The following is a 25,881-nucleotide window of genomic DNA, read 5'->3' on the forward strand; positions in this document are numbered from 1 at the left end:
CAGAGCGTCAGGTGTCCTGCGCGTCGGGCAGCCCCGCGAGCGTCGCCGCCACCTCGTCGAGCCATGCCTCGGACTGGACACCGGTGCCGAGGGAGAGCGCGGATGCCAGGTCTGCCCGCGCGTCGTCGTGGCGCCCCAGCGCGGCCGCGGCGGTCCCGCGGTGCCGGTGCGCCCTGGCCTGCCCGGAGACGAAGTCGTGACGCAGGGCCACGGCCAGGGCGTCGGACGCCGCGACGACCGCCTCGTCGTAGCGCCGGAGCGTGACGAGCGTCGCCGCGATCGACGCGTGCGCGTTGACCTCGGCGACCGCGCGGATGTTGCCAGGAAGACCGTCGCCTGCCGAGCGGAGGAACTCCACGAGCCCGCGGTACTCGAGCACCCCGAGGCCGGGGTCCTTCAGGCTGCGGGTCTGCGCGCGGATCGAGCGGGCCTGGAGTCCGCCCTCGACGTCGCCCGCGGCGGCGAAGTCGTCGACCGCGTCGTCGGCGGCGCTGTCGGCCGCGGGGACGTCACCGAGGACGAGCCGGCTCCACGCCAGGTAGAAGCTCGCCCAGCCGCGCTGCGACAGGTCGCCGGCGAGCCGGGCTGCGTGCAGCGCGCGCTCGCTCGTCGCGTGGGCCGCGGACGGGTCGCGGGTCTCGACGATCTGGGTCCACGCGAGGTAGCCCAGGTGCCGCGCCTGCTGGCCCGGGTCGTCGACGGCGGCGGCCGCCGCTGCCGAGGCCGCGTAGAGCTCGTGCCAGTGACCCCAGCCGAGCCAGAGGTCGGAGAACCAGTGGAGGGAGTCCGCGACGGCGAGGACGGTGGTGTGGTCACCGCGTGCCGCCGCGTCGCGGTACGCCGCGAACCAGTGCTCGGACTCGGTGATCAACCAGTGCCGGGCGTCGTCGTCGGAGGAGAAGTCCAGCCGGAGGTCGGCGTCCACCGGGACGGGCCGACGCGGCTCGAACCACGAACCGGCCTCGGTCGTCGTGGCGAGGAGCCACTCGCGCAGCCGTCGGCGACGCGCGGAGACGGACGGTGCCGACTCCTCCGAGCGGAGGCGCGACGCCGCGTAGAGCCGGAGGAGGTCGTGCAGGCGGTAGCGGTCCCCGGTCAGCGCCTCGACCAGGCCGAGCCCCACGAGGCCGTCGAGCAGGTCCTGCGCGTCCTCGGCGTCGAGGTCTCCCACGGCGCCCGCGAGCCGGGCGTCGAAGGACGCCCCGTCGAGCAGGGAGAGGCGGCGGAACAGCGTGCGGGACGGCTCGTCGAGGTGCGCGTACGAGAGCTCGAACGCCGACTCCACGGCGAGGTCGCCCGCGCTGAGCGTCCGCAGGCGCCTCTCCTCGGCGCCCAGCCGCCGCACGATGTCGTCGACGCTCCACGACGGTTGCGTCGCCAGCCGGTTCCCGGCGATGCGCAGCGCCAGCGGGACGTCGGCGCACAGACGGGCCAGCTCGTCCAGGTCGCCCGTGCCGGCCTGCGCGGGGGACAGGATCCGGCGGAGGAGCTCGACGCCCTCCGTCCTCGGGAGCGGGCCGACCTGGAGCCGCCGCGCGCCCTCGAGCCCGGCGAGGGTGCGCCGTGACGTGACCACGACGACGCTCGGCCGCCTGGCCGAGAGCACAGGACGGACCTGGTCCTCGGACGCGGCGTCGTCCAGCAGCACGGCCACCGGCGTAGTCTCCACCGCCGCCCGCCACGCGGCGACGGCCGCTCCGAGGGTCTTGGGGACGTCCTGCTCTCCCGTGAGCTGGCGGAGCAGCGACTGGAGCACCTGCAGCGGTGCGAGGGGGATCACGTCGAGCGCGCCGAGGGCGACGAACAACCGGGGGTGCCGGTCGGGGACGTGCCGGTGCAGCGCCTCCACGGCGATCGACGTCTTGCCGACCCCGGGCGTGCCGCACAGGACGACGGGCGCCGTCGCACCGTCGGGCGACGAGGCGGACGAGGGGGACGGGGCCAGGTGGTCGACGACCGCGCGGATCTCGGCCTCGCGCCCGGTGAAGTCGGCCAGCCGGTGCGGCTCCAGGTCGACCACCCGGGCGTCGCCGGCCGTCGCCCGCCGGGCATGCCGCGCCGCGGCGAGGAGCTGGCCGCGCACCGGCTCGGACAGCCCGAGCGCGTCGGCCAGGACGCGCATCGTGCTGCTCCTGGGACGCACGCTCACACCGCGCTCGATGTCGCTGATCGCCCGGTCGCTGACTCCTGACCGTGCGGCGAGCGCCTCGATGGTCAGGTCGGCGTCGAGGCGGTGCTGCCGGAGCAGCGCCGCGAGCGACGTCGGGGCACTCACGACCACCGCCCGACGGAGCCGCGCAAACTTCCGGTCAACTTCATGGTGCGACCCGGGCGGCGTCGGCTCCAATGGATGCACTGCTCACAGCCAGAGGGTCTCAGCGTCGCGTCGCTTCGGCAAAACTGCGACGAGAGGACCCGCCATGACGGAGCTCGTGGAACGGCCGGTGGTCCAGGACCACCTCAGCCTGCAGGACGTCGTCGACGACCTCGCGACGCTGCTCGGTCGGTCGGTCGTCATCAACGGCCCCGACTACGTGCCGCTCGCGGCCAGCGCGCAGGGCGACGAGATCGACCACCTGCGCGCGCAGAGCCTGCTGCGCCGGAGGACTCCCGAGCCGGCACGGGCGTACCTCGAGAGCCTCGGCATCGAGGAGGCCCGCGGGCCGGTCACCGTCCCGCTGGACACCTTCCGGGGCCGCGAGCGGCTCGCCGTCCCCGTGCGGAGCGACGAGTCCCTGCTCGGGATGCTCTGGCTGATCACGGGGGGCCTCCCGCCGTTGTCGGCGACGGACCACGCGGCCGTCGACGCCGCCGTCGTGCTCGCCCGGCAGGTGCTCACCGGCGGGCCCGCCCGCGCCGACGCCTCAGAACGGGCACGGGTGCTCGCGTCGCTGCTCGCGGACGAGGCCGGGGAGCGTCGGGCGGCGCTCGCGCTCGCGGTGCAGCGCGGCTGGGTCGAGCGCGGAGACCGGACGGTCGTGCGGGCGCTGCGCACGGACGGGCGCGCGAGCGGCGTCCGGCGCACGGCGTTCGCCCGCTCGCTCGCCGCGCTCCACCCGCCGCAGCACGTGATCGGCGTCCGTGACGACGTCGTGCTCGTCCTCGGCCGCCGGCACGACCGCGCCGGGTCGGACGCGCGCATCGCCGAGGCTGCCGAGCGCCGCGGCGTCACCCTCCTGGGGATCGGCTCGTCGCGGCTCGATCCTGGTGCCGACGACGTCGTCGACGCCGTGCGGAGCGCCTCGACGGCCGCCCGGCTGTCGGCGGCGCTGCCGGAGCTCGGGCGGAGCGTCGACATCGACGACGTGGGTGCGTGGGCGCTGCTCGCGTCGATGCCGGTCGAGCCGTCGGTGCTCCCGATGGCGTCACCGGCCGCGGCCGCGCTGCGGCTCCAGCACGACGACACCCAGCTGCGCACGGTCGAGACCTACCTGGACGTCGCCGGGAACGTCCGCCGCGCGTGCGAGCTCCTCCACATCCACCGCACGACGCTCTACTACCGGCTGGAGAACATGCCGGAGGTCGTGACCCGAGCGCTCGAGGACGGGCTGCAACGCAGCGCCCTGCACCTCGCGCTCAAGCTCGCGCGGCTCTGGGACGCGGACGCCCGCCCGTGAACCCGGCCGCGTCGGCGACGCCGCGCGTCGGCGTCCGACATCTGTCGAACGAGGTCTCGACGCCGGTCCGTACAGACCGCCGCCCCGCGTCCGTAGCGTCGTCAGGGTCGTCCGGACCCCGGGTCCGGACGCAGGACACCGAAGGAGAAGACCATGTCACCCACCATCGTCCTCGTGCACGGCGCGTTCGCCGATGCCGCCAGCTGGGCACCCGTCACCCGTCGCCTCCTCGACGAGGGCTACCGGGTGCTGGTCCCGCCGGTGCCCAACCGCAGCCTGTCGGGCGACGCCGCGTACCTCACCTCGTTCGTCGAGCAGATCGACGGCCCGGTGCTCCTCGCCGGCCACTCCTACGGCGGCGCGGTGATCACGGTCGCCGGGGTGGCCGAGAACGTGATCGGCCTCGTGTACGTCTCGGGCTACGCCCTCGACGAGGGCGAGAGCCTCGGGCAGCTCCAGGGCGGCTTCCCCGACTCCGACCTCGCCGCGAACCTCGTGTACGCGCCGTACCCAGTCGAGGGTGGTGGCGAGCCCGGTACCGACGTCTCGGTGGCCGTGGACGCCTTCCCGGCCGTGTTCGCCGCCGGGGTGGACCCCGACGTCGCGCGCGTGCTCGCCGTGTCCCAGCGTCCGCTCTCGGCGTTCGCGTTCGGCGAGCCCGCCTCGGTCGCCGCGTGGAGGACGAAGCCGTCGTGGGGGATCGTCTCGAGCGCCGACCACACCATCAACCCCGACGTCGAGCGGTTCGGCTACCAGCGGGCCGGCGTGCGCAAGGTGCTCGAGCTCGACGCGCCGCACCTGGTCATGCAGACGCACCCGGCCGAGGTCGCCGCCCTCATCGTCGAGGCGGTCGCCGAGCTGGGCTGACCGCCGCCGAGCCGCGCAGCACGCGCCCTCCCGCACCCCCACTCCTGGAGAGACGAACATGCCGTACATCACCACCACCGACGGAACGCAGATCTACTACACCGAGCAGGGGCCCACGACGGGCCGGCCCGTCGTGCTGAGCCACGGGTGGCCGCTCAGCTCGGACGCCTGGCAGGTCGAGCTGAAGCTGCTCGCCGACCACGGCTACCGCGCCGTCGCGCACGACCGCCGAGGGCACGGACGCTCGTCCCAGCCCTGGCAGGGCAACGACATGGATACCTACGCCCGCGACCTCGCGGAGCTCGTGGAGCACCTCGACCTGCACGACGTCGCCCTCGTGGGCCACTCCACGGGCGGCGGCGAGGTCGTGCGGTACGCAGCCCGGCACGGCGTGGGCCGCGTGGCGAAGGTCATCACCGCCGGGGCGGTGCCGCCGGTCATGGTGAGGTCCGAGTCCAACCCGGAGGGCACCCCGATCGAGGTGTTCGACGGGATCCGCGCCGGGGTGCTGAAGGACCGGTCGCAGTTCTACCAGGACCTCTCGTCGCAGTTCTTCGGCGCGAACCGCGAGGGGTCGACGGTGTCGCAGGGCGCCCGCGACGACTTCTGGCGTCAGGGGATGCTCGTCGGGCTCCAGGCCGCCTACGACTGTGTCGCGGCCTTCTCCGAGACCGACTTCACCGAGGACCTCCGGGCGCTCGACGTGCCCGTCTTCCTCGCGCACGGCGACGACGACCAGATCGTCCCGATCGCCGACGCCGCGCTCAAGAGCGCCGAGCTCGTCAAGGACGGGGTGCTCAAGGTCTACCCGGGTGCGCCGCACGGCATCTACGGCGACTACCAGGAGCAGCTCGACGCCGACATCCTCGCGTTCCTCGCGAGGTAGCGGCGTCCCCGCCGGGGTCGAGCCGTCAGCTGGTGGCGCCGAGCGCGTCGAGGACCCGCCGGACGGACGACCCGAGCCCCCAGCGCTCGGTCAGGGCCGCGAGCGCGTCGGGGTCGGCCGGTGCCGTCGGCAGCGCGTCGTCGACGGCACCGACCGGTGCGTCGGGGGCGACGCGCACGACGAGCGGCGCGACGGCGAGGTAGTCCGCCGCCTCGGTGAGCCGGCGCCGCTGGGTCGCGGTGAGACCGGCGTCGCCCGCGTCGCGCGCGGCGAGCACGCCCGCGAGGTCGCCGTACCGGGCGAGGAGCGCGACCGCCGTCTTCTCCCCGATGCCGGGCACGCCCGGAAGGCCGTCGCTCGGGTCGCCGCGGAGCACTGCCATGTCGGCGTAGGCCTGTCCGGACGGGAGGGCGTACCGCTCGGCGAGGCGCGCCTGGTCGACGACGTCGAGGTTCCGGACGCCCTTCGTCGGGTAGAGGATGCGCACGCCCGCGGCGTCGTCGACGAGCTGGAACAGGTCGCGGTCACCCGTGACGACCTCGACGGCGGCGCGACCGGAGGCGTCGAGCGGGGCGCCGGCGCGGCGCGCGACCTCGTGCGCGGTGAGGGTGCCGATGACGTCGTCGGCCTCGTACCCAGGCACCCCGACGCGTGCGATCCCGAGCGCGGCCAGCACCTCGACGATCACCGGGACCTGCGCGAGGAGCTTCTCCGGGACCTCCTCGACGCCCGTCGTGCCCGGCACCTCCCGCGCGACCCGGTGCGCCTTGTACGACGGGATCGCCTCGACGCGGAACGCGGGCCGCCAGTCGTCGTCCCAGCACGCGACGAGGCGCGTCGGGCGGCGGTCGGTGACGAGCGTCGCGATCATGTCGAGCAGCCCGCGCACCGCGTTGACGGGCGTGCCGTCGGGCGCCTTGACCGAGTCGGGCACGCCGAAGAACGCGCGGAAGTACAGGCTCGCGGTGTCGAGGAGCAGGAGGTCCCCGCCGGCCGTGCCGGTCTCGCTCGGGCGGGCGCCGTCGTCGGTGCTCTGCGTCATGGCCTCATCCTGCCGCACGCCGCCGACGCCGGGTCCGGCCGGCACCGCGTCGTCACCGCGCGCGCTCGCCGCAGCGCGGGACGCGCGGTTCACTGGTCCCGGAGGTGAGGCACATGTCAGTGACGACACGACGGGGAGCCGGCCTGGTGCTGGGTATCGCCGTGCTCCTGGTCCTCGGGGCGTGCGCGGCCGGGCCGAACGTCACGGCCAACCCCGGCGGCTACGGCTTCTGGTGGGGCCTGTGGCAGGGCATGATCCTGCCGTTCTCGTTCATCGTGTCGCTGTTCACGGACACGGTGAGCATCTACGAGGTCGACAACAACGGGAACTGGTACGACGTCGGCTTCATGCTCGGCATCGCCATCTTCTCGGGCCCGGTGATCGCGCTGCGGGGGCGCAGGTCCTGACCGGCTCCGCGCGCCGTCACTCGGCTCAGCGGGCGGTGGCGTCGGCGAGCGAGGTCGCGACGCGGGCCAGCGCGCCCTCGACGAGGGAGTAGTACGCCCAGCGGCCACGCTGCTCGCGGGCGAGCAGGCCGGCGTCGACGAGGATCTTGAGGTGGTGGCTCACGGTGGGCTGTGCGAGGCCGACGGGCTCGGTCAGGTCGCACACGCACGCCTCGCCGCCGTCGTGCGCGGCGACGATCGACAGCAGCTGCACCCGGGTGGGGTCGCCGAGCGCCTTGAACACGCGGGCCAGGTCGCGCGCCGTCTCGGGGTCGGCGGCGTCGCGCACGAGCGGCGCGCAGCACCCGCCCGTCGCAGAGGTGTCCGGTGCCTCGAGGGTGAGCGCGGTGGTCGTCATCCCTCCATCTTGCCACGCATCGACGTTTATGGATACGTTGGCGTCCTGTCGTTGATCGAAGTTTGTCGATGCGAGGAGGCGTGATGGGCGAGGTAGTGCGGGACGAGCTGCCGGTCGTGGTGATCGGCGCGGGCCCGGTGGGCCTGGCGGCCGCGGCGCACCTGCTGGAGCGTGGACTCGAGCCGTTGGTGCTCGAGTCGGGTGACGGCCCGGGTGCGGCGATCGCGTCGTGGGGCCACGTGCGGTTGTTCTCCCCGTGGCGGTACGACGTCGACGCCGCGGCGCGTCGTCTGCTGGAGCCGACGGGCTGGGCCGAGCCGGACCCGGAGACGCTGCCGACCGGTGGGGAGCTCGTCGGGCGGTACCTGGCGCCGCTGGCCGCGACGCCGCAGATCGCGCCACGGCTGCGCACCGGGACACGGGTCCTGGCCGTCGCGCGCGACGGCGCGGACAAGACGCGTTCCCTCGGGCGCGAGCGGAGCGGCTACCGGGTGCGCACGGTCGGCCCGGACGGACGGGTCGCGGACGTGCTGGCGCGCGCGGTGATCGACGCGTCGGGAACCTTCTCGACGTCGAACCCGCTGGGCGTCTCGGGTCTGCCCGCCGCCGGCGAGGTGGAGGCCGTCGGGTATGTCACCGGGCCGCTGCCCGACGTCCTCGGGTCGCAGCGCGACCGGTTCGCCGGCCGGGACACCCTCGTGGTCGGGATGGGGCACTCGGCGGCGAACACGCTGCTGAGCCTCGTCGAGCTCTCCGAGGCCGAGCCGGGCACCACGGTCACGTGGGCGATCCGCGGCGGCTCGGCGCGGCGTCTGTTCGGCGGCGGGGCCGACGACGAGCTCCCGGCGCGCGGGCTGCTCGGCACGCGGCTGCGGGCGGCCGTAGAGGCGGGGCGCCTGACCCTGCTCACCCGGGTCTCGATCGAGCGCCTCGTCCCGGACGGGGACTCCGTGCAGGTCCTGGGCACGGCGCGCGACGGGGCGCTGAACCTGGACGTGCACCAGATCGTCAACGCGACCGGGTTCCGCCCTGACCTCGACATGCTGCGCGAGGTGCGCCTGGACCTCGACCCCGTCGTCGAGGCTCCAAGCGCGCTGGCCCCGCTCGTCGACCCGAACCAGCACTCCTGTGGCACGGTGCCGCCACACGGGGAGCAGGTGCTGTCCCACCCGGACGACGGGTTCTACCTCGCCGGCATGAAGTCCTACGGGCGCGCACCGACGTTCCTCCTCGCCACGGGGTACGAGCAGGTGCGCTCGATCGCCGCGGCGTTGGCCGGGGACCGCGCGGCGGCGGACGCGGTCGAGCTGAACCTGCCCGCCACGGGCGTCTGCTCGTCGGACCTCGCCCTGGAGGCCGACGGCGGTGCGGGGTCCTGCTGTGGCAGCGCAGCGGCAGAGCCGCAGCTGGTCACGCTCGGCGTCGGCGCACCGGTGGGGGTGGGGTTCGCGACCGGCGTCGTCCACGGCCGGTCGGGCGACGGGCAGGACGCGTGAGGACGCCGGCCGACGTCGTCATCCCGGTGGTTCAGGCGGTCCGGACGGGCGTGACGCCGAGCTCGTCGAGCAGGGTGAGCACGCGGGCGCGGATCTCGTCGCGGATGGGGCGGACGGAGTCGATGCCCTGCCCGGCGGGGTCCTCCAGCTCCCAGTCCTCGTAGCGCTTGCCGGGGAAGATCGGGCACGCGTCGCCGCAGCCCATGGTGATGACGACGTCGGACGCCTGCACGGCCTCGGTGGTCAGGACCTTGGGCTGCTCGGCGTGGAGGTCGACGCCCTCCTCGAGCATCGCCTCGACGGCGACGGGGTTGATCTGGTCGGCCGGTGCCGACCCGGCGGAGCGGACCTCGACGGCGCCACCGGACAGGGCACGCAGGTATCCGGCGGCCATCTGGGAGCGGCCGGCGTTGTGGACGCAGACGAACAGGACGGAGGGCCGGGTGGTCGTGGTCTCGCTCATGGGAGTCTCCTGAGTTCTCGCAGCGGCACAGCGTCATATTGACACACTTCTATATGCTGCGGCCGAGGACGCCATTTCCCTGCCGCCGATGAGTGCGCGAGCCTGCGCCGGTCGACCCTGGGAGGACGGGCCGGGACCGCTCGGCCCGCGCACCCCAGGAGGAGACATGCTCGACAAGGCGTTCAGCGGGTTCTCGGTCGACGACGTCGAGGCGGCCCGACACTTCTACGGCGACGTGCTCGGGCTGCGCGTCGAGGGCGACGACCTGCTGTGGATCCGGGTGCCCGGTGACTCCGGCGTCCTCGTCTACCCCAAGGGCGACGCGCACGCACCGGCAGGCTTCACGGTCCTCAACTTCCCCGTCGCGGACGTCCCCGGCACCGTCGCGGCCCTGCGTGAGCGCGGCGTCGCGTTCGAACGGTACGAGGGGACGCCGACCCAGACCGACGAGGACTTCGTCTTCCGGGGCGGCGGCCCGCTCATCGCGTGGTTCACCGACCCGGCGGGCAACGTGCTCTCCGTGATCCAGGACGACGACGCCTGACGCCGGGACGCCGTGCCCGCCGTCCCACGCGGCGCTCAGGCGAGCGCGACCGTGTCGACCGTGCCCTTGACGAGCTCTCCCGCCTTGATGACGGCGGTGAACGCCGTCTCGGGTCGTGCGACCAAGGAGATGTCGTCGACGGGGTTGCCGTCGACGAGCACGAGGTCTGCGAGCGCGCCCTCCGCGACGACCCCGACGCGCCCGGGGTAGGGGTTCCTCGGGCCGGAGAGCGTGAGGAGCTCGGCGTTGCGCGCGGTCGCGATCTGCAGCACCTCGGCGGCGCCGAACCAGCGCGTGAGCTTGGCGAGGATCGCGCCCTGACGGGCGGCGAGCCGCGCATCGAAGAGGATGTCCGAGCCGAACGCGATCTTGACCCCGTGCTTGGTCGCTAGCTCGAACGCGCGGTCCGTGCCCTCGACCATCTGCAGGAACTTCTCCCGGTTCTCGCCGGTGAGGGTGGGCGCGTCCTCGTCGTCGAGGAACGGCTGCAGGCACCACCACACGTCCTTCTCGGCGAGCAGGGCGGCGGTCTCGTCGTCGAGGAGGTTCCCGTGCTCGATGCACCGGGCCCCCGCCGCGACGGCGGTCCGCACGGCGTGAGGCGTGTACGCGTGCACGGTGACGTACGTGCCCCAGTTCTCGGCGGCCTCGACCGCCGCGCGGATCTCCCGCTCCGTGTACTGGCTCGCGTCGATGGGGTCGAAGTCCGACGCGATGCCGCCGCCCGCCATCACCTTGAGGTGCGTCGCGCCGCGGCGCAGGATCTCGCGCGCGCCGCGCAGGACCTCCGCCTCGCCGTCGGCGATCACCGCCGCACCGATGAGCTCGGTGTGGCTGTGCTGGCCGGCCACCCCCCGGGGGGTCTCGTGCAGCCCGCGGAAGTCGCCGTGACCGCCGGTCTGGGAGATGAACGCTCCGGACGGGTGGATCCGCGGGCCGAGGATCGTGCCGTCGTCGATGGCCCGTTTGATGCCGAACGACGGCCCGCCGACGTCGCGCACGGTCGTGAACCCGCGGAGCAGCGTCTCGCGCGCGCTCGCCACCGCCCGTGCGAACACGTAGCCGACCTCGCTCGTCGCGGCGACGACGGCGGGCACGGTCGTGAACGCCGTGTGCCAGTGCGCGTCGATCAGCCCGGGGAGGAGCGTCTTCCCCCGGCCGTCGACCCGCGCGCCGCGCAGGTCGGCCGCGCCCGCGGGGCGGACGGCGGTGATCACCCCGTCGCGGACCGTCACGTCGAACGGGCCGTCCACGGTGCCGGTGGCGCTGTCGAACACGTCCGTCCCCGTGACGTGCAGCTCTTCCTGGGTCATCGCCGCTCCTGGTCTCGTCGCCCCGTGCCGGGACCGGTCTCGCCGTCCGGCCATCCCGGACGCTACCCCGCCGTCACGCCCCGGGCTCGGCGCGCGCCGCGCGTCAGCCGATGATCGCCGCGCTCTCCGGCCGGCGGAACAGGGGTTGGCGTCCGCGCAGCGCGAGCGCCGTGCCCAGGGTGACGGGACCGAGGCGCCCGAGGAACATCAGGCCGACGAGGACGAGCTGGTGCGGCCCCGCGAGGTCGGCGGTGATCCCGGTGGACAGTCCCGTGGTGGTGAACGCGGAGGTGACCTCGAAGAGGACCCGGTTGAGGTCGTAGGGCGAGGTGGCCGTGATGACGAGGGTGGGCACCAGCACGGCGGCGATGCCGAGCAGGGCGACCGTGACGGCCTGGCGCTGCGTGGCCGGCGCGATCCGCCGGTCGAAGGCGTTCACGTCCGGGTCGCCGCGCAGCTCGGACCAGATGACGAATGCGAGCACGGTGAAGGTGACGACCTTGATCCCGCCTGCGGTGCCGGCGCTGCCGCCGCCGATGAACATGAGCACGTCGGTCCCCAGCCAGGTGCCCTCGTTCATGGCCGACGTGTCCACGGAGTTGAACCCCGCGGTGCGGGCCATCGTCGACTGCGTGAACGCGGCCAGCAGCTTCCCGCCCGTGGACAGGGGACCGAGCGTGTGCGGGTTCGCCCACTCGAGGACGAGGAAGAACACCGTGCCGACGCCGAGCAGGATCACCGTGGCGAGCAGCGTGAGCTTCGTGTGCAAAGACCAGCGCGAGGGCTTGGCGCGCCCGTGTCGGTAGAGCCGGTAGAGCTCGAAGATCACCGGGAACCCGATCCCGCCGAGGATCACCGCGACGTTGAGCGGCATGCAGACCCAGGGGTCGTCGACGAACCCGATCAGCGAGTCGGGGTAGAGGGCGAACCCGGCGTTGTTGAACGCGGAGACCGCGTGGAACAGCCCGCCCCACGCCGCCTCGCCGAGGTCGGCGTCGTGGCGGACCAGGAGTGCGGCCCCGACGGCGACGGCGACGGCGAGCTCGACGACGACGGTGACGCGCAGCGCCCCCACGAGGACCGAGCGCACGTCGCCGAGCTGGACGCTGCGCGTGGAGGCCTGCGCGACCATCCGGGTGTTGAGGTCGAGGCGCCGTGAGATCAGCAGGCCGAGCAGCGACGCGACCGTCATGACGCCGAACCCGCCGAGCTGGATGAGCGCCAGGATCACGGCCTGCCCGAACGGCGTCCAGAAGGTCGAGGTGTCGACGACGGCCAGCCCTGTCACGCACACCGCCGACGTCGCGGTGAACAGGGCCTCGAGCGGCGTCGCCACCCGGCCCGTGGTCGAGACCGGCAGCAGCAGGAGGACCGTCCCCACCCCGATGGCGGCGGCGAACCCGAGGGCCACGAGCTGCCCGGGGCGTCGCCGGAGCGTGCGGTCCCCGCCGTCGCCGGAGGCCGCGGGCGCGAGACGTCGCGGCAGCGACCGGAGCATGGACACCCGACCGGTCTACCGCTCCCCGACGCACCGGATCGCGATCCTGACGGAACCCTTACGCCCCCTCGGTCGCTCGTCCCCCGCCGAGCCCCTCGCCGCGCGCGAGGACGATCGCCGCAGAGCGGTCACGCGCGGCGAGCTTGGCGAGCACGTTCGCCACGTGGTTGCGGACCGTCTTGGGGCTCAGGACGAGGCGGCGCGAGATGGACGCGTTGTCGAGCCCGGCGGCCACGAGGTCGAGCACCTCGCGCTCGCGGTCGGTGAGCTGGGGGAACGGCACGCGCGCCGCCGCCCGCCCGCCGACGACGTAGGCCATCGCGCGGTCGGCGACGCTCGGGGAGAGGATCATGGCGCCGTCGGCCACGGCGCGCACCGCCCGCTCGACCTCGGCGGGGCTCGCGGACTTCACGAGGAACCCCCGCGCCCCGGCCCGCACCGCTGCGACGACGGCGTCGTCGTCCTCGTGCATCGTCACGACGAGCACGCGCGCGCCCGGGGCCACGCGGACGAGCTCGCGCGTCACCTCGATCCCCGACCCGTCGCCGAGGTCGAGGTCCATGAGCACGACGTCGGCCCCCGCCCCGGGCGCGCCGGTCTCGCCGTCGCTCGGCGTCAGCCCGAGCACGGCCCGCGCCTCGGCGACGGACGCCGCCTGCCCGACGACTGCCACCCCGTCGAACGACCCGAGCAGCGCCACCATCCCCAGCCGGAACACCGGGTGGTCGTCGACGACGACGACCCGCACCCCGCCAGGGTGACCGGACAGGGCGGGGGAGGGAGGTGGCTCGTAGCCGTTCACGACACCACCGCCCGGAGAGGGACGAGCGGCAGCGTCGCGCGCACGCGTGTACCCGGCCGTCCGTCGTCGGCCCGTACCGCGCTGACCTCCACGCGCCCGCCGAGCTCCTGCGCGCGCTCGCGCACGGACCGCGAGCCGACGCCGTGGGTAGCGTCGGGCGCGACGCCGAGGCCGTCGTCCTCGCACGTGACGACGACGGCGCCGGCCTCGACCCGGACGGTGAGGCGGCACTCCTGGGCGCCGGAGTGCCGCGCGGCGTTCACGACGCTCTCGCTCGCGATCGCGTAGGCGGCCGCGGCGACCCGGAGGTCGAGGCCGTCGCACGGGTCGCAGCGCACGTCGACGACGAACCCCCCGAGCGCCTGCCGGCCGGCGAGCTCGCCCAGCGCCACCTCGAGGCCGTGCTCGTCGAGCGACGGGGGCAGGAGGCTGCGCGACAGCGCGCGCACGTCCTCGACGCGCTGCGCGACCTCGGCCCCGAGCGCGTCGAGCACCGCCGCGGCGGCCTCAGGGTCGGTCGCGAGCGTGTTGCGCGCGCCCTGCAGGCCGAAGCGCAGGCCGTTCAGCCAGGGCCCGACGCCGTCGTGCAGCTCACGCCGGATCACCCGTCGTTCGGCGAGGCGCGCACGGGTGGTCGCGTCGCGCGCCTCCTCGAGCTCGCGCGCGCCCCGGGCGAGCGCGAGGCCGGCGCCGAGGACGGGCAGGAGCTGGTCGAGCGCGTCGCGCGTGCGCGCGTCGAGCCGCTCGCCGGCGCGCGCGACGACGTGGACGCGGCCGAGGAGTCTGCCGCCGTGCTCGACGGGGACCGACCACGTCTGCTCCGCACCGCGTGCGGGCGGTCCCCACCAGACGGGTGGTGCCGCGGCGTCCGCGCGCGCCGTCGGGACGGCGGCACCTGCCGCGGAGCGCTCGATCGTCACGCTCTCGAGGCGCAGCGCCTCGCGCACCCCGACGGCGAGGCTCGCGACGAGGTCGTCGGCCGTCGCCGCCGCGGACAGGTGACGCCCGACGCTCAGCGCGGCACGCCCGGCGTCGTCGCCCTCGCCGTAGACGAGCGTGCGCACCCGGCGCCGCAGCCACGCGTGCAGCGGCTGCACGGCCAGCGCGACCCCGACCGCGGCCAGGACCTGGGCGGCCGGGCCGTCCACGATCGTCGTCGCGAGCACGACGACCACGGCGTACACGACCGCGAGCCCGACGGCCAGCATCGCGGCGACCGTCGCGCGCGAGAGGACGAGGTCGATGCCCCAGAGCCGGTTCCGCAGGACGCACACGAGGATCGCGGCCGGGAACAGGGCCTGGCACGCGAGGTGCGTGAGGGGGAGCGCGAGGATCACGTCCGTGGTCGCCCACGTGCCGAGCAGCGGGACGAAGGACAGAGCCATGAGCGCGGTCCCGAGCGCGAGCAGGCCCAGGCCGCGGCGCTCGTCGACCGGGCCGCGCCGCCACCGCCACGTCGTCGCGGCGGCGGTGACGAGCCCCATGACGACGACGGCGAGGATCGCCGGCCGCGGGTCGTCCGTCGGGGCGAGGAGGAAGAAGGCGATCGATGCGACGCCACCCGCGACGCCGCACCACGCCCCGACGCCGAGCCGGCCGCCCCGCACGAACCACGGGACGAGCACGAACAACCCGACCGTGCCGGGCACCCACGCCCAGCCGTACGCGTCCGCGAGCGGTTCGAGCGGCGGCAGGCCGGGGTGGGTCGAGGCGTAGCTCCGCCACGCGCCGCCCAGCGCGGCGACGCCGCCGCCGATCCCGGCGAGCGCGACGAGCCACCCGACGACGTGCGGGCGGCGCACGAGGATCACCGCGGCGACGGTCCCGTAGACGAGCGCGACGGTCGCGTCGACGACGACGAACAGCAGGTCGCCGAGCAGCAGCGGCACGCCCGAGGTGAGCTGGAGGGCGAGCGCGGACACGCCGAGCACCCAGGCGAGGACGCCGATCGTCCAGCCGGTGCGGGGCATCCCGGCGCGGCCGGGCCCGGGATCGATCACGGGGCCACGGTAGGGCCGCGGTCCGCGTGGCGACCAGGGTCCGGCCGCGAGATCACCCGGTGCGCTCAGCGCCGGTCCCCGAGCGCGAAGCCGAGCGCGGTGACGAGCAGCCAGACGGGCCCGACGAACCCGGCCATGTACTGCAGCGGGGAGACGCCGGTGAGGAGCGCGAGCCCGCCGAGCACGATCCCGACGACGCCGATCCACCGCGGCGCGGCCGCGTGCCGCAGCGCGGCGACACCGAGAGCGACGCCCGAGACCCCCGCGCCGACCCAGAGCCACGGGATGGTCGCGACCCAGTCGGAGTAGAACGCGCCCGACTCCGGGACGATGAGGTCGGGCTCCGCGAACCCGAACATGAACTGCGTGTCGAGCCCGGAGCCGAGGAGCCCGGCGACCGACACCAGGACGAGTCCCCAGCCGGCCACCGTCGGCAGGAGCGACCCGGCCGGCGCCTGGGCGTCGAGGCGCCGCTTGAGGCCCGCGGCGAACACGAGGACGAGGAGCGCGCACACGATCGTGGCGGTGTGGAAGACGACCATCGTCCCTGTGCGCCCGGCGAGGTCCGCGACGATCGCCTCGGCGTCGCCGGCGGTCTCCTCCCAGTTCTGGCCCAGGCGCATCGAGGACTCCATCGACACGAGGCCGAGCGCACCGGCGGCGACGCCGGTCCAGGCCCAGGCGCGGGGTGTGACCCGGCGCGACCGGCGAGCGGCGTCGTCCGCGACGGGTGACGGGGCGGTGAGCGAGCTGTCCTGCATGGGACGGTCCTTCCGTTCGGTGGCCGCCGTCGTCCCGCGGCCGGGTCGCGGCGCGGGAGTGCGCCGACTCCCGGAGCGTGGTGGGGGACGCGTCCCGAGCCCCAGGGGCAGGCGTCCCGACCTGCCGGGCGCTCGCGTAGGATCGTCCGCTGCCCATCACCCACCGAAAGAACGCCGCGTGCCGAACGACGCCCGCCCTGTCCCGCGCCACCCCGCGCCTCCCGCCACGGGAGCACCGGAGGCCGACGAGTCGTACTCCGTGCTCGCAGCCCTGAGGTCTCCGCGCCGTCTGAAGATCGAGGTCCTCGGCGGCCTCGTGGTCGCGCTCGCGCTCATCCCCGAGGCGATCGCGTTCTCGATCATCGCGGGGGTCGACCCGCGCCTGGGCCTGTTCGCGTCGTTCACGATGGCGGTCTCCATCGCGTTCCTCGGCGGGCGTCCCGCCATGATCTCCGCGGCGACGGGCGCCGTCGCCCTCGTGATCGCGCCGGTCGCGCGCGAGCACGGCATCGACCATCTCGTCGCGACCGTGATCCTCGCGGGAGTCATCCAGGTCGTCCTCGGCCTGCTCGGGGTGGCGAAGCTCATGCGGTTCGTCCCGCGCTCCGTGATGGTCGGCTTCGTCAACGCGCTCGCGATCCTCGTCTTCCTCTCCCAGCTCCCGCACCTGCAGGGCGTGCCGTGGATGGTCTACCCGATGGTCGCCGTCGGCATCGCGATCATGGTGCTGCTCCCGCGCTGGACGACGGTCGTGCCCGCGCCCCTCGTCGCGATCGTGCTGCTCACCGCGGCGACCGTCCTCGCGGCGATCCACGTGCCGACGGTGGGTGACCAGGGCGAGCTCCCGGACTCGCTGCCGACCCTGCTGCTCCCCGACGTGCCGCTGACCCTCGAGACGCTGCAGGTCGTCGCGCCCTACGCGCTCGCGATGGCCCTGGTCGGGATCCTCGAGTCGCTGCTCACCGCCAAGCTCGTCGACGACGTCACCGACACCCACTCGAACAAGACGCGCGAGGCCTGGGGCCAGGGCGCCGCGAACATCGTCACCGGCTTCTTCGGCGGGATGGGCGGGTGCGCGATGATCGGCCAGACCATGATCAACGTAAAGGTCTCGGGGGCTCGCACCCGGATCTCGACGTTCCTCGCCGGCGTCTTCCTGCTGATCCTCGTCGTGGGGCTCGGCGACGTCGTCGCCATCATCCCCATGGCCGCGCTCGTCGCCGTGATGGTCATGGTCTCGGTCGGCACGTTCGACTGGCACTCCGTGCGGCCGAGCACGCTGCGCCTCATGCCGAAGTCCGAGACGGCGGTCATGCTCTCGACCGTCGCGGTCACGGTGGCGACCCACAACCTCGCGTACGGCGTCGTCGTGGGCGTGCTGGTCGCCACGGTCCTGTTCGCCCGCCGTGTCGCGCACCTCACCACCGTGACCCGGCTCGACCCCTCCCACGCGGGAGGCGCCGAGAGCGCGGGCGGGCGTGTCTACGCCGTCGAGGGCGAGCTGTTCTTCGCGTCCTCCAACGACCTCGTCTACCAGTTCGACTACGCGGGCGACCCGCAGGACGTCGTCATCGACGTGTCGAAGGCGCACGTCTGGGACGCCTCCACGGTCGCCACGCTCGACGCGATCCGCACGAAGTACGAGGCCAAGGGCAAGACCCTCACCATCGTCGGCGCCAACCCCGACACGACCGAGCGCCTCGACCGCCTCGCAGGCAGGCTCGGCGCGGGTCACTGAGGGCCCCCGTGGTGCTCGACGGCGGCGGGCGCAGGGGGGCCGAGGATCCGCGCAGGACGAGAGGCCTAGTCCGGTGCGGGACTGGTAGGCGTGCGTGTTCGGAGGGTGCGAGCTCGCACGCCGGGGCTTGTGTCTCCTGAGTCATTGGCGCGCGGCACGGTCGGGCGCATGGACGGTGGCGGCGACAGCAGCGGGTGGCTCGCGATGTTCGCGGTCATCATTGTCTTGGCCGCACTCACCGGCTGGTGGGCCGCCCGGGCGTCAAGTCTCGACATCCGTAGGCTGGGCGAGGAGCGAGGCCTACAGGAGCCGTCCGACCTCCAGTGCGATGGCGATGACCTGGCGCCGTAGGGCGGCTCAGCCGGTGAGGGTGGGATCGTCTCGCCGGTGAGGAATCGTGCATCAGATGCAAACTCGCACCCGTTTATGCGCCGATAACCGCTGTTACGGCACCTTGGGCGCTATCCGAGCACCTCGCTCGGCTCTCCTCGTGCACCAGTGGAGACCCCTGTAGCCCCGGTACGTGGAGCACGGTGTCCACGCGCCCGCCCCTTCGCTCGCCGGGGACGGCCGGGGGCGGTCGGCTACCGCGAACTGGAGGCGAGCTCGGCTCCATAGGCACTCGAGAGCCTGAGTACCGCGTCGTCGTCGTCAGGGATTGCCAGCCACACCTGGATGAGGAACTCCTCGGTGGCAGTTTCGGTGGCGGCTCCTACGTCACGACCCCGGCCGCGTGAGGAGCAGCGGAGCATGTGTGGTGCCTCTGGCGCGAGCGCGAGGTTGGGGGAGTTTCCATCGTTGCCGGACTCCATGAAGCCGCGGATGACGAGTTCTCCGTGGTGCGGGCGCAACCGCACCTGGACCACGTCCTCCCACTCGTCGATCCGGGCGGCCGCGGGCCGGTGCCCGGTGGTCCAGGCGACGTGGACGGGTCCCGTGTAGCAGCCCGTGGCGATCAGGGCTCCTCCCGAGGGACTGACCCAGATCAGCCCGTTGGGGAAGAGGATCGGCTCCTCGCCCGGCTCTGGGTTTTCTGGGGAGTCGATGGCGATCATCGCGTAGTCGGCGAGCTGGATCAGGGATCCGCTCTTGTTCGTCATGGTCACCTCATCAGGATGGTGAACTTGTCGCCGACGAGCACCCGGTTGTCCTTGTGAAACATGTTGACTACCACGCCGACCGCGGCGCGGAGACCGCGACGTCCGCGCGACGATGGTCACGCCTGCGGGGCGTGGTCGCCGCGAGAGATGAGGCAGGATGGCGCGCATGGCATCGCCGGAGAGTGCACTTGAGCCCGCGGGGTACGCCGAGTTCCTGGCTGAGCTGAAGGCGCGGGTGCGTGCGACGCGGTTTCGCGCGGCGCGGGCGGCCAACACCGAGGTGCTGCGGTTGTACTGGTCGGTCGGGCGCGACATCCTTGACCGGCAGCGTGCGGCGGGGTGGGGCAGCAAGGTCGTCACGTCGCTGGCGGCAGACCTGCAGCGGGAGTTTCCCGACCAGCGCGGCTGGTCGCGGTCGAACCTGCTGTACATGCGGCGGGCGGCGGAGGCGTGGCCGACGGAGGAGGAGTTCGTCCACCACGTTGGTGGACGATTGCCGTGGCGGCACGTGACGGTGCTGCTCGACCGGCTCGAGACGCGGCAGGAGCGGGACTGGTACGCCGCGAGTGCCGCCGAGTACGGCTGGTCCCGGGCGGTGCTCGAGCACCAGATCAAGGCCGACCTGCGCCGTGCCGTCGGGGCGGCGCCGACGAACTTCACTGCCGCGCTCGAGGCGCCGGACTCCGAGCTGGCGCAGCAGCTGGTGAAGGACCCGTACGTGTTCGAGCACCTGGCGATGGTCGAACGTTTGGCCGAACGGGACGTCGAGCAGGCGCTGATGGACCGGCTGCAGGACACGATGCTCGAGCTCGGGCGCGGCATGGCGTTCGTCGGTCGCCAGGTCCGCCTGACCGTGCCGGACGACGCGAGCGACCGGGTGGACGAGTTCTACGTCGACCTGCTGTTCTTCCACGTCGAGCAGCTGCGCTACGTCGTGGTCGAGCTCAAGATCGGTCAGTTCGAGCCCGCCCACGTCGGCCAGCTCGGGACGTACGTCGCGATCGTCGACGACCAGCTCCGTCGGCCCGAGATCCACGCCCCGACGATCGGGATCCTGCTGTGCACGGGCAAGACCGGCCCGACGGTGCGGTACGCGCTGGCCGGGACCCGGGTGCCCATCGCCGTGGCGGACTACCAGGGGCTTCCCGAGGATGCCCGCGGCGTGCTACCGAGCGCTGCCGAGCTCAAGGCCGTCATCGAGGACGAGCTCGACCACCGCGCCTGAGGCCCAGAACCCCCTTCCGAGGACGACGGTGACTTCTTCGGGGTTCTCCAGGTGATGACGCGACCAGTGCTCACGCCCTCGACGCGGTCCAGATTTTCGCTCAGTTCACCCAATCTGGCCGAGGTGCCGGGGCAGCCTCGGGTGGGCGCAACGCTTCCAAGGAAGGCTCCGGGGAAGTAGAGCAAATCCTGCCGGTCGGTCCCGCTATGGGACTGCTTGTCCTGCGCTTCGCATCCGCTTGTGGTACGCCTGGTCACACAGTATGGCGACATGCGTCAGACGTGGCGGAATGCACCGACTGTGGGCCGCGACATCTGGGGGACCTGTGGCATCCACCGTGGAAGAGTCTCGAGTCACCAAGCTCACCCTTCCCGCGCTGACCGCGATGGTCGTCGGTTCGATGGTCGGGGCGGGGGTGTTCCAGCTTCCGGCCCGGTTCGCGGCCCAGACCGGTGTTCTCGGGGCGGTCATCGCCTGGTCGATCGCCGGTCTCGGCATGCTCACCCTCGCCTTCGTGTTCCAGACGCTCGCCATCCGCAAGCCCGCGCTCGACAACGGCGTGTACGTGTACGCGCGCGAGGGGTTCGGTGTGTACCCCGGTTTCCTCTCGGCCGTGGGGTTCTGGGCGTCGGCGTGCGCGGGCAACGCGTTCTACTGGGTGCTCATCATGACCACCCTGTCGCAGTTGTTCCCCGATCTGGCGCCCGTGCTCGGCGAGGGGGACACGTGGCTGGCGTTCGCAGTCTCGGCCGCCGCGGTGTGGGGCTTCTACCTCCTCATCCGCCGTGGGGTGAAGGAGGCGGCGGCGATCAACGCCGTCGTCACGGTCGCCAAGCTGGTGCCGCTCGCGCTGTTCCTGGTGCTGGTGATCTTCTTCTTCGACTGGGACGTCTTCACGGGCAACGTGACGGGCGGGTACGACGTGCCGGGCGGAGACTCGTTGTTCCTCCAGGTGCAGGGCACGATGCTCGTCACCGTCTTCGTGTTCCTGGGCATCGAGGGTGCGAGCGTCTACTCCCGGTACGCGAAGCAGCGCAAGGACGTCGGGCGAGCCACGGTTCTCGGCTTCTTGTCGGTGCTGGCCCTGTTCGCGAGCATCTCGATCCTCTCCTACGGGATCTTGCCCAAGGCGGAGATCGCCGGGCTTCCGCAGCCGTCGGTCGGCGGCGTGCTGGAGGAGGCCGTGGGGCCGTGGGGCGGCACGATGATCCGGGTCGGCCTGATCGTCTCGGTGCTCGGCGCCTACCTGGCGTGGCAGCTCCTGGCCGCCGACGTCGTGTACGCGGCTGCTAGCGACAAGGACCTGCCGAGCGCGCTCGCCCGAAAGAACGACCGGGGCGTCCCGCAGAACGCCGTCATGTGGACCTCGATCATGGTCACCGCGATCCTGTTCGCGGTGCAGTTCGTGGACGACGCCCTGGACTTCACGCTCGACCTCACCGCGGCGCTCGCCCTGGCCCCGTTCGCCCTGGCCAGCGCGTACGCCCTGAAGATCGCCCTGCGCCGCGACGGCTACGACGCCGTCGCCCCGCGCACGCGGAACCGTGAGCTGGTGGTCGCGGCCGTCTCCACCCTCTACACGCTGTTCCTGCTCTGGGCGGCCGGCTACGTGTTCCTGTTCCTCGCGTGCCTCCTGCTCGCCCCGGCCACGCTGCTGTATATCGCGGCACGCCGCGAGCAGCGAGCACGTCTGTTCACCACGCCAGGCCTGGTGACCTTCGTCGTGGTCGCAGTCTTCGCCGTCGTCGGCATCGTGCTCCTGGCGACCGGCGCAGTCCAGATCTGACCGCTCCACCTCGTCCGTAGGGAGACACTCATGCCGCAGGTGACGTACGGCGTCCACTCCGAGGTCGGGAAGCTCAACAAGGTTTTGGTCTGCCGGCCCGGCCTGGGACACGAGCGACTCACCCCGAGCAACAACGACGCCTTGCTGTTCGACGACGTCCTGTGGGTGCAGAACGCTAAGCGCGACCACCACGACTTCGTGCTCAAGCTGGCCGACCGCGGCGTCGACGTCGTCGAGCTGCACGACGTGCTCACCCAGACCCTCGCCGTCCCCGGCGCGAAGGAGTGGCTCCTGGACCGCAAGATCGTCGCGAACGAGGTCGGCCTCGGACTGCTCGACGACACCCGCTCGTTCCTCGAGTCCCTCGACGACGCGACGCTGACCGAGTACCTCGTCGGCGGCCTGTCCACACGCGACCTCCCCGACGACTTCCGCTCGGGATACGTCGCCCTGGCCCGCGAGTCGACGGGTGTCAACGAGTACCTCATGCCCCCGTTGCCGAACACGATCTACACCCGCGACACGACCTGCTGGATCTACGGCGGTGTCACGCTCAATCCGCTGTACTGGCCCGCCCGGCACGACGAGACGCTGCTCATGAAGGCGATCTACGAGTTCCACCCGGACTTCACGGGCAACACCGTCTGGTGGGGCGACCCCGAACGGTCCTGGGGGCAGGCCACGCTCGAGGGCGGCGACGTCATGCCCATCGGCAACGGCGCCGTGCTCGTCGGCATGAGCGAACGCACGTCGCGCCAGGCCATCACCCAGCTCGCGGCCAACCTGTTCGACGCCGGTGCGGCCTCCCGCGTCGTCGTCGCCGGCATGCCCAAGCTCCGCGCCGCCATGCACCTCGACACCGTGTTCACGTTCGCCGACCGCGACCTGGTCACCCTCTACCCGGACATCGTCGACGGCATCCACACGTTCTCGCTGCGCCCGGCCGACGACCGAGGCGTCGAGGTCACCGAGGAGAGCGCGTCGTTCGTCGACGTCGTCGCCGACGCCCTGGGGCTGAAGCTGCTGCGGACGGTCGAGCCGGGCGGAGGCTGGTACGCCGGCGAACGACAGCAGTGGGACAGCGGCAACAACGTCGTTGCCGTCGAACCCGGTGTCGTCTTCGCCTACGACCGCAACACCCACACCAACACCCTGCTGCGCAAGGCCGGCGTCGAGGTGATCACGATCGTCGGTGCCGAGCTCGGCCGCGGCCGCGGCGGGGGCCACTGCATGACCTGCCCGATCTCCCGTGACCCGGTCGAGCTCTGACCCAGGTCCCATGACACGCGTGAGCATCGTCGAGGACGAAGCCCTGATGCGGGGGATGCTCGAGGCGACGTTGGCGGCACAGGAGGGGATCCACGTCGTGCACTCGGTGCCCGGGGCGCAGGAGGCGCGGCTCGTGATCACCCCGGGAACCAGTGACGTGGCGGTGCTCGACGTCAACCTCCCGGACGGCAACGGTGTCTCGCTCGGGCTCCAGCTGCAGCGCGCAGACCCGGACCTGACGATCATGCTGCTGTCGAGCGAGGACGTCATGGGACTGTTCTCCACGGTGCAGGATCAGACGACCCGACCCTGGAGTTACCTGTCCAAGCGGTCGAGCTTCACACGCGACGTGCTGGTGCGCGCCGTCGTCGCCACCGCACAGGGCCAGATCGTGCTCGACCCCTACCTCGTCCAGCGCTCCTCGCCGCGGGCAGGGACGGCGGTCGCCGAGCTGACCGCCGCGCAGTTCAAGGTCCTGCGCCTGGTCGCGGAAGGATGGTCCAACCAGGGTGTCGCCGAGCGCCTCGGTATCAGCGAGCGGTCCGTAGAGAGCCATCTCCAGGCGATCTACCAGCGGCTGGGCATCAGCGGCGAGGGTCACAACCGACGCGTCGCCGCGGTGCTGGCCTTCCTCGATCAGACGGGCCGCTCATGGCGGGCGTGAGGCCGGCCGGCCCACTCCCCGTCCGCACACGGGTCGCCCTCGTGCTCGCGCTGACCAACGTGGCACTGTTCGCCATCCTCGACCTCTCCCAGTGGCTGGGCTGGGCCGGGTTGGCCGCCGCCACACAGGGTCGCGGCTACCTGAGCATCGTGTCGGAGGGGCTGGTGCTCACCTCCGTGAACGTCGTCTTCGGGCTCCTGGTCATCGGCGGCGTCTTCGCGCTGCGCCCGTGGAGGCGGCCCTGGTTCGGCCGCGTCCTCCTCGTCGCCGGCGTCTCCGCCGTCTTCGCGGTGCCTCGCGTCCTGGGGCTGCTGGCGATCAGCACGACGCCGTCGGGCGATCTCTTCGCCGGTGTCGAGCTCGCGGTGGGCATCGCTGCGGGCACCGTGGCCGTCGGTATGGCGCTGTTCGCTGCGGACCTGATCGAGCGCGCCCGCACCGAGGCGCAGCGCCGTGAGGCAGAGCAGGCGCGGGCGGCTCGCGCGGTGGACGAGCTGCAGGCGGAGGAGATGCGGATCCGCCGGATGGTGTCCGACGAGCTCCACGGCACGATGCAGTACCGCCTCGTCACCGTCACCGCGGGCCTCGACCAGCTCGCCGCGGACCTCGCCGCCGGCGGCAAGGAGACGGACGCCGCGGACGTGCGCAGATGGGCGGAGACCCTCGAGGAGATTCGTGAGAACGAGGTCCGCTCGCTCAGCCAGGCGGTCTTTCCCGCGGGCCTGGACGTCGGGACCGTCGAGGCGATCCAGCTCATGCTGCGGCGGCTGCCCACGGCGATCGCCACGTCAATCGAGCTCGGCCCCCGCTATCGGTCGCTCCTGGCCGAGGGCCAGGCGCTCCTGCCCGTGACGGAGAGGCTCGTCGTCGTCTACACGGTTGAGGAGGCCGTGACGAACGCGCTCAAGCACGGCGGCGCACGCTCCGTCCGTCTGCACGCGGAGGCCCACCCCGGCGCGGAACCGGGTGCGTGGGTCTATGAGGTCACGGTCGACGACGACGGGTCCGGGCCGCCCGACCCGATCCCTCCCTTCAGCGGCCTGGAGCGGCACCGCTCCCGCATCGAGTCCCGGGGCGGCGTCCTTCAGCTCACCAGGAACCCCGACGGCGGCGGACGACTGCACTTCACGCTCCCGTTCGACCGGGACGCGGCCACCTCGACGGACTGACCGGACCAGCGCCGGTCACCGCGCCTCGTCGGCCCGCGGCGCCTAGCCCAGCGCCGTACCGCGACGACGTCTGCGTGCTACCACGCAGCCGCCTCCGTGCTTCCCCCAGCCTCGCCCCGAACGGCACGCCCGCGCCCGGCAGGCTCTTCACGAGCCCGAAAACAGGGGCTCAGGGCGGGGCAGACGCCGTCCGGCCGCGGACCTCGCGGACACGACGACACGGAGGAAGACCACCATGCAGAAGAAGACGAAGGGCCTCGTCGCCGGCGTCGCCGGCGGCGCACTGCTCCTCGGCACGGCCGGCACGTTCGCGCTGTGGACCGACAGCGAGACCATCGGCGGCGCCCACGTCACCGGCGGCACGTTCGAGCTCACGGCGACGGATGTCCAGTGGGAGCTGCGTCCGCTCGAGGGCGAGGGCACGGCAATCGTGCCCCCCGCGGGAGCGACGCTTGTTCCGGGCGTCGAGCTCCGTGGGTCGGTGCCGATCGACGTGGCGCTGAAGGGTGACCTTCTCCAGGCCGAGCTCAATGTCGCGGCCGTCGAGGGCGAGGCTGACCCCACGGACGTCGCGAGCTGGCTCGACATCCAGTGGGCGTTCGGTGAGAACAAGGCCGAGGGGCCGACAGCGACGTTCAACGACACGCTCGAAGGCAACGCGGAGGGCAACCTCACGGTAACCGTGAGCCTGAAGAACCAGGACGGCTACGCCGCGGACGACCGTGGCTCCGACGTCGCCGGCAACACCTGGGCGCCTGACGACATGACGATCACCCTCCAGCAGATCGCGCCGACCTTCCCCTGACGTGCCACTGCAGATCCCTTCGCCGATCCCCG

Annotated in this window: 23 protein-coding genes; 13 read left to right on the top strand and 10 right to left on the bottom strand. The window is 72.8% G+C overall.

Annotated features, from left to right (window positions below; genetic code table 11):
• Positions 1–7 precede the first annotated feature (7 nt).
• Positions 8–2,275, bottom strand: coding sequence for a helix-turn-helix domain-containing protein (locus ACMXGY_RS00765; RefSeq protein ID WP_483774983.1), 2,268 nt, complete (start codon positions 2,273–2,275; stop codon positions 8–10).
• Positions 2,276–2,420: 145 nt separating this feature from the next.
• On the opposite strand from ACMXGY_RS00765, the gene ACMXGY_RS00770 reads away from it, so the two are divergent.
• From ACMXGY_RS00770 to ACMXGY_RS00780, 3 genes are all read left to right on the top strand, one after another.
• A complete protein-coding gene (locus ACMXGY_RS00770) occupies positions 2,421–3,617 on the top strand; it encodes a PucR family transcriptional regulator (protein ID WP_483774984.1) in 1,197 nt (398 codons plus the stop codon).
• 153 nt (positions 3,618–3,770) lie between these two features.
• Positions 3,771–4,484, top strand: a complete 714-nt coding sequence (locus ACMXGY_RS00775) for an alpha/beta fold hydrolase (RefSeq protein ID WP_483774985.1) — start codon at positions 3,771–3,773, stop codon at positions 4,482–4,484.
• Positions 4,485–4,542: 58 nt separating this feature from the next.
• Positions 4,543–5,370, top strand: coding sequence for an alpha/beta fold hydrolase (locus ACMXGY_RS00780; RefSeq protein WP_483774986.1), 828 nt, complete (start codon positions 4,543–4,545; stop codon positions 5,368–5,370).
• Positions 5,371–5,395: 25 nt separating this feature from the next.
• Here ACMXGY_RS00780 and ACMXGY_RS00785 read toward each other — a convergent pair whose 3' ends face one another.
• A complete protein-coding gene (locus ACMXGY_RS00785) occupies positions 5,396–6,412 on the bottom strand; it encodes a 5'-3' exonuclease (protein ID WP_483774987.1) in 1,017 nt (338 codons plus the stop codon).
• Positions 6,413–6,525: 113 nt separating this feature from the next.
• Between ACMXGY_RS00785 and ACMXGY_RS00790 the strand changes: the two genes are divergently transcribed.
• Positions 6,526–6,819 carry a hypothetical protein gene (locus ACMXGY_RS00790; protein ID WP_483774988.1) on the top strand — a complete coding sequence of 98 codons (294 nt, stop codon included), beginning with the start codon at positions 6,526–6,528 and terminating at the stop codon, positions 6,817–6,819.
• 25 nt (positions 6,820–6,844) lie between these two features.
• Here ACMXGY_RS00790 and ACMXGY_RS00795 read toward each other — a convergent pair whose 3' ends face one another.
• Entirely contained in the window at positions 6,845–7,216 is a 372-nt protein-coding gene (locus ACMXGY_RS00795; protein ID WP_483774989.1) for an ArsR/SmtB family transcription factor, read from the bottom strand.
• A gap of 83 nt (positions 7,217–7,299) precedes the next feature.
• Between ACMXGY_RS00795 and ACMXGY_RS00800 the strand changes: the two genes are divergently transcribed.
• The gene (locus tag ACMXGY_RS00800) at positions 7,300–8,712 is read left to right on the top strand and encodes an FAD-dependent oxidoreductase (protein ID WP_483774990.1); all 1,413 of its coding nucleotides are present in this window, start codon (positions 7,300–7,302) and stop codon (positions 8,710–8,712) included.
• A gap of 31 nt (positions 8,713–8,743) precedes the next feature.
• On the opposite strand, the gene ACMXGY_RS00805 is transcribed toward ACMXGY_RS00800, so the two are convergent.
• On the bottom strand, positions 8,744–9,175 hold the full coding sequence (locus tag ACMXGY_RS00805) for an arsenate reductase ArsC (protein ID WP_483774991.1): 432 nt from the start codon (positions 9,173–9,175) through the stop codon (positions 8,744–8,746).
• Between the two features lie 166 nt (positions 9,176–9,341).
• Here ACMXGY_RS00805 and ACMXGY_RS00810 point away from each other — a divergent pair, with 166 nt between their 5' ends.
• Positions 9,342–9,719: a VOC family protein gene (locus ACMXGY_RS00810; RefSeq protein WP_483774992.1), complete on the top strand. Its 378-nt coding sequence runs from the start codon at positions 9,342–9,344 to the stop codon at positions 9,717–9,719.
• 35 nt (positions 9,720–9,754) lie between these two features.
• Here the strand turns inward: ACMXGY_RS00810 and ACMXGY_RS00815 are convergent, their stop codons facing one another.
• The 5 genes from ACMXGY_RS00815 to ACMXGY_RS00835 all read right to left on the bottom strand — a co-directional run bounded on the left by ACMXGY_RS00815 (position 9,755) and on the right by ACMXGY_RS00835 (position 16,093).
• A complete protein-coding gene (locus ACMXGY_RS00815) occupies positions 9,755–11,032 on the bottom strand; it encodes a metal-dependent hydrolase family protein (RefSeq protein WP_483774993.1) in 1,278 nt (425 codons plus the stop codon).
• Between the two features lie 103 nt (positions 11,033–11,135).
• Complete coding sequence (locus ACMXGY_RS00820; protein WP_483776757.1) at positions 11,136–12,530, bottom strand: TrkH family potassium uptake protein; 1,395 nt, start codon at positions 12,528–12,530, stop codon at positions 11,136–11,138.
• A 58-nt stretch (positions 12,531–12,588) separates the two neighbouring features.
• On the bottom strand, positions 12,589–13,332 hold the full coding sequence (locus ACMXGY_RS00825; RefSeq protein WP_483774994.1) for a response regulator: 744 nt from the start codon (positions 13,330–13,332) through the stop codon (positions 12,589–12,591).
• Complete coding sequence (locus ACMXGY_RS00830) at positions 13,329–15,332, bottom strand: sensor histidine kinase (RefSeq protein WP_483774995.1); 2,004 nt, start codon at positions 15,330–15,332, stop codon at positions 13,329–13,331. Before ACMXGY_RS00830 ends, ACMXGY_RS00825 begins: the two co-directional genes overlap by 4 nt.
• A 65-nt stretch (positions 15,333–15,397) precedes the next feature.
• A complete protein-coding gene (locus ACMXGY_RS00835) occupies positions 15,398–16,093 on the bottom strand; it encodes a hypothetical protein (RefSeq protein WP_483774996.1) in 696 nt (231 codons plus the stop codon).
• 178 nt (positions 16,094–16,271) lie between these two features.
• Between ACMXGY_RS00835 and ACMXGY_RS00840 the strand changes: the two genes are divergently transcribed.
• Entirely contained in the window at positions 16,272–17,831 is a 1,560-nt protein-coding gene (locus tag ACMXGY_RS00840; RefSeq protein WP_483774997.1) for a SulP family inorganic anion transporter, read from the top strand.
• A gap of 584 nt (positions 17,832–18,415) precedes the next feature.
• Here the strand turns inward: ACMXGY_RS00840 and ACMXGY_RS00845 are convergent.
• Complete coding sequence (locus ACMXGY_RS00845) at positions 18,416–18,931, bottom strand: hypothetical protein (protein WP_483774998.1); 516 nt, start codon at positions 18,929–18,931, stop codon at positions 18,416–18,418.
• Between the two features lie 166 nt (positions 18,932–19,097).
• Here ACMXGY_RS00845 and ACMXGY_RS00850 point away from each other — a divergent pair, with 166 nt between their 5' ends.
• From ACMXGY_RS00850 to ACMXGY_RS00875, 6 genes are all read left to right on the top strand, one after another.
• On the top strand, positions 19,098–20,156 hold the full coding sequence (locus ACMXGY_RS00850) for a PDDEXK nuclease domain-containing protein (RefSeq protein ID WP_483774999.1): 1,059 nt from the start codon (positions 19,098–19,100) through the stop codon (positions 20,154–20,156).
• Between the two features lie 337 nt (positions 20,157–20,493).
• Positions 20,494–21,942, top strand: a complete 1,449-nt coding sequence (locus tag ACMXGY_RS00855; RefSeq protein WP_483775000.1) for a basic amino acid/polyamine antiporter — start codon at positions 20,494–20,496, stop codon at positions 21,940–21,942.
• A gap of 30 nt (positions 21,943–21,972) precedes the next feature.
• Positions 21,973–23,211 carry an arginine deiminase gene (locus tag ACMXGY_RS00860; RefSeq protein ID WP_483775001.1) on the top strand — a complete coding sequence of 413 codons (1,239 nt, stop codon included), beginning with the start codon at positions 21,973–21,975 and terminating at the stop codon, positions 23,209–23,211.
• Between the two features lie 10 nt (positions 23,212–23,221).
• Positions 23,222–23,875: a response regulator transcription factor gene (locus ACMXGY_RS00865; RefSeq protein ID WP_483775002.1), complete on the top strand. Its 654-nt coding sequence runs from the start codon at positions 23,222–23,224 to the stop codon at positions 23,873–23,875.
• 41 nt (positions 23,876–23,916) lie between these two features.
• On the top strand, positions 23,917–25,044 hold the full coding sequence (locus tag ACMXGY_RS00870) for a sensor histidine kinase (RefSeq protein ID WP_483775003.1): 1,128 nt from the start codon (positions 23,917–23,919) through the stop codon (positions 25,042–25,044).
• Between the two features lie 235 nt (positions 25,045–25,279).
• Positions 25,280–25,849: an alternate-type signal peptide domain-containing protein gene (locus ACMXGY_RS00875; RefSeq protein WP_483775004.1), complete on the top strand. Its 570-nt coding sequence runs from the start codon at positions 25,280–25,282 to the stop codon at positions 25,847–25,849.
• Positions 25,850–25,881 lie beyond the last annotated feature (32 nt).

The sequence above is a fragment of the Cellulosimicrobium sp. G4 BAM 1002 genome (assembly GCF_057126935.1).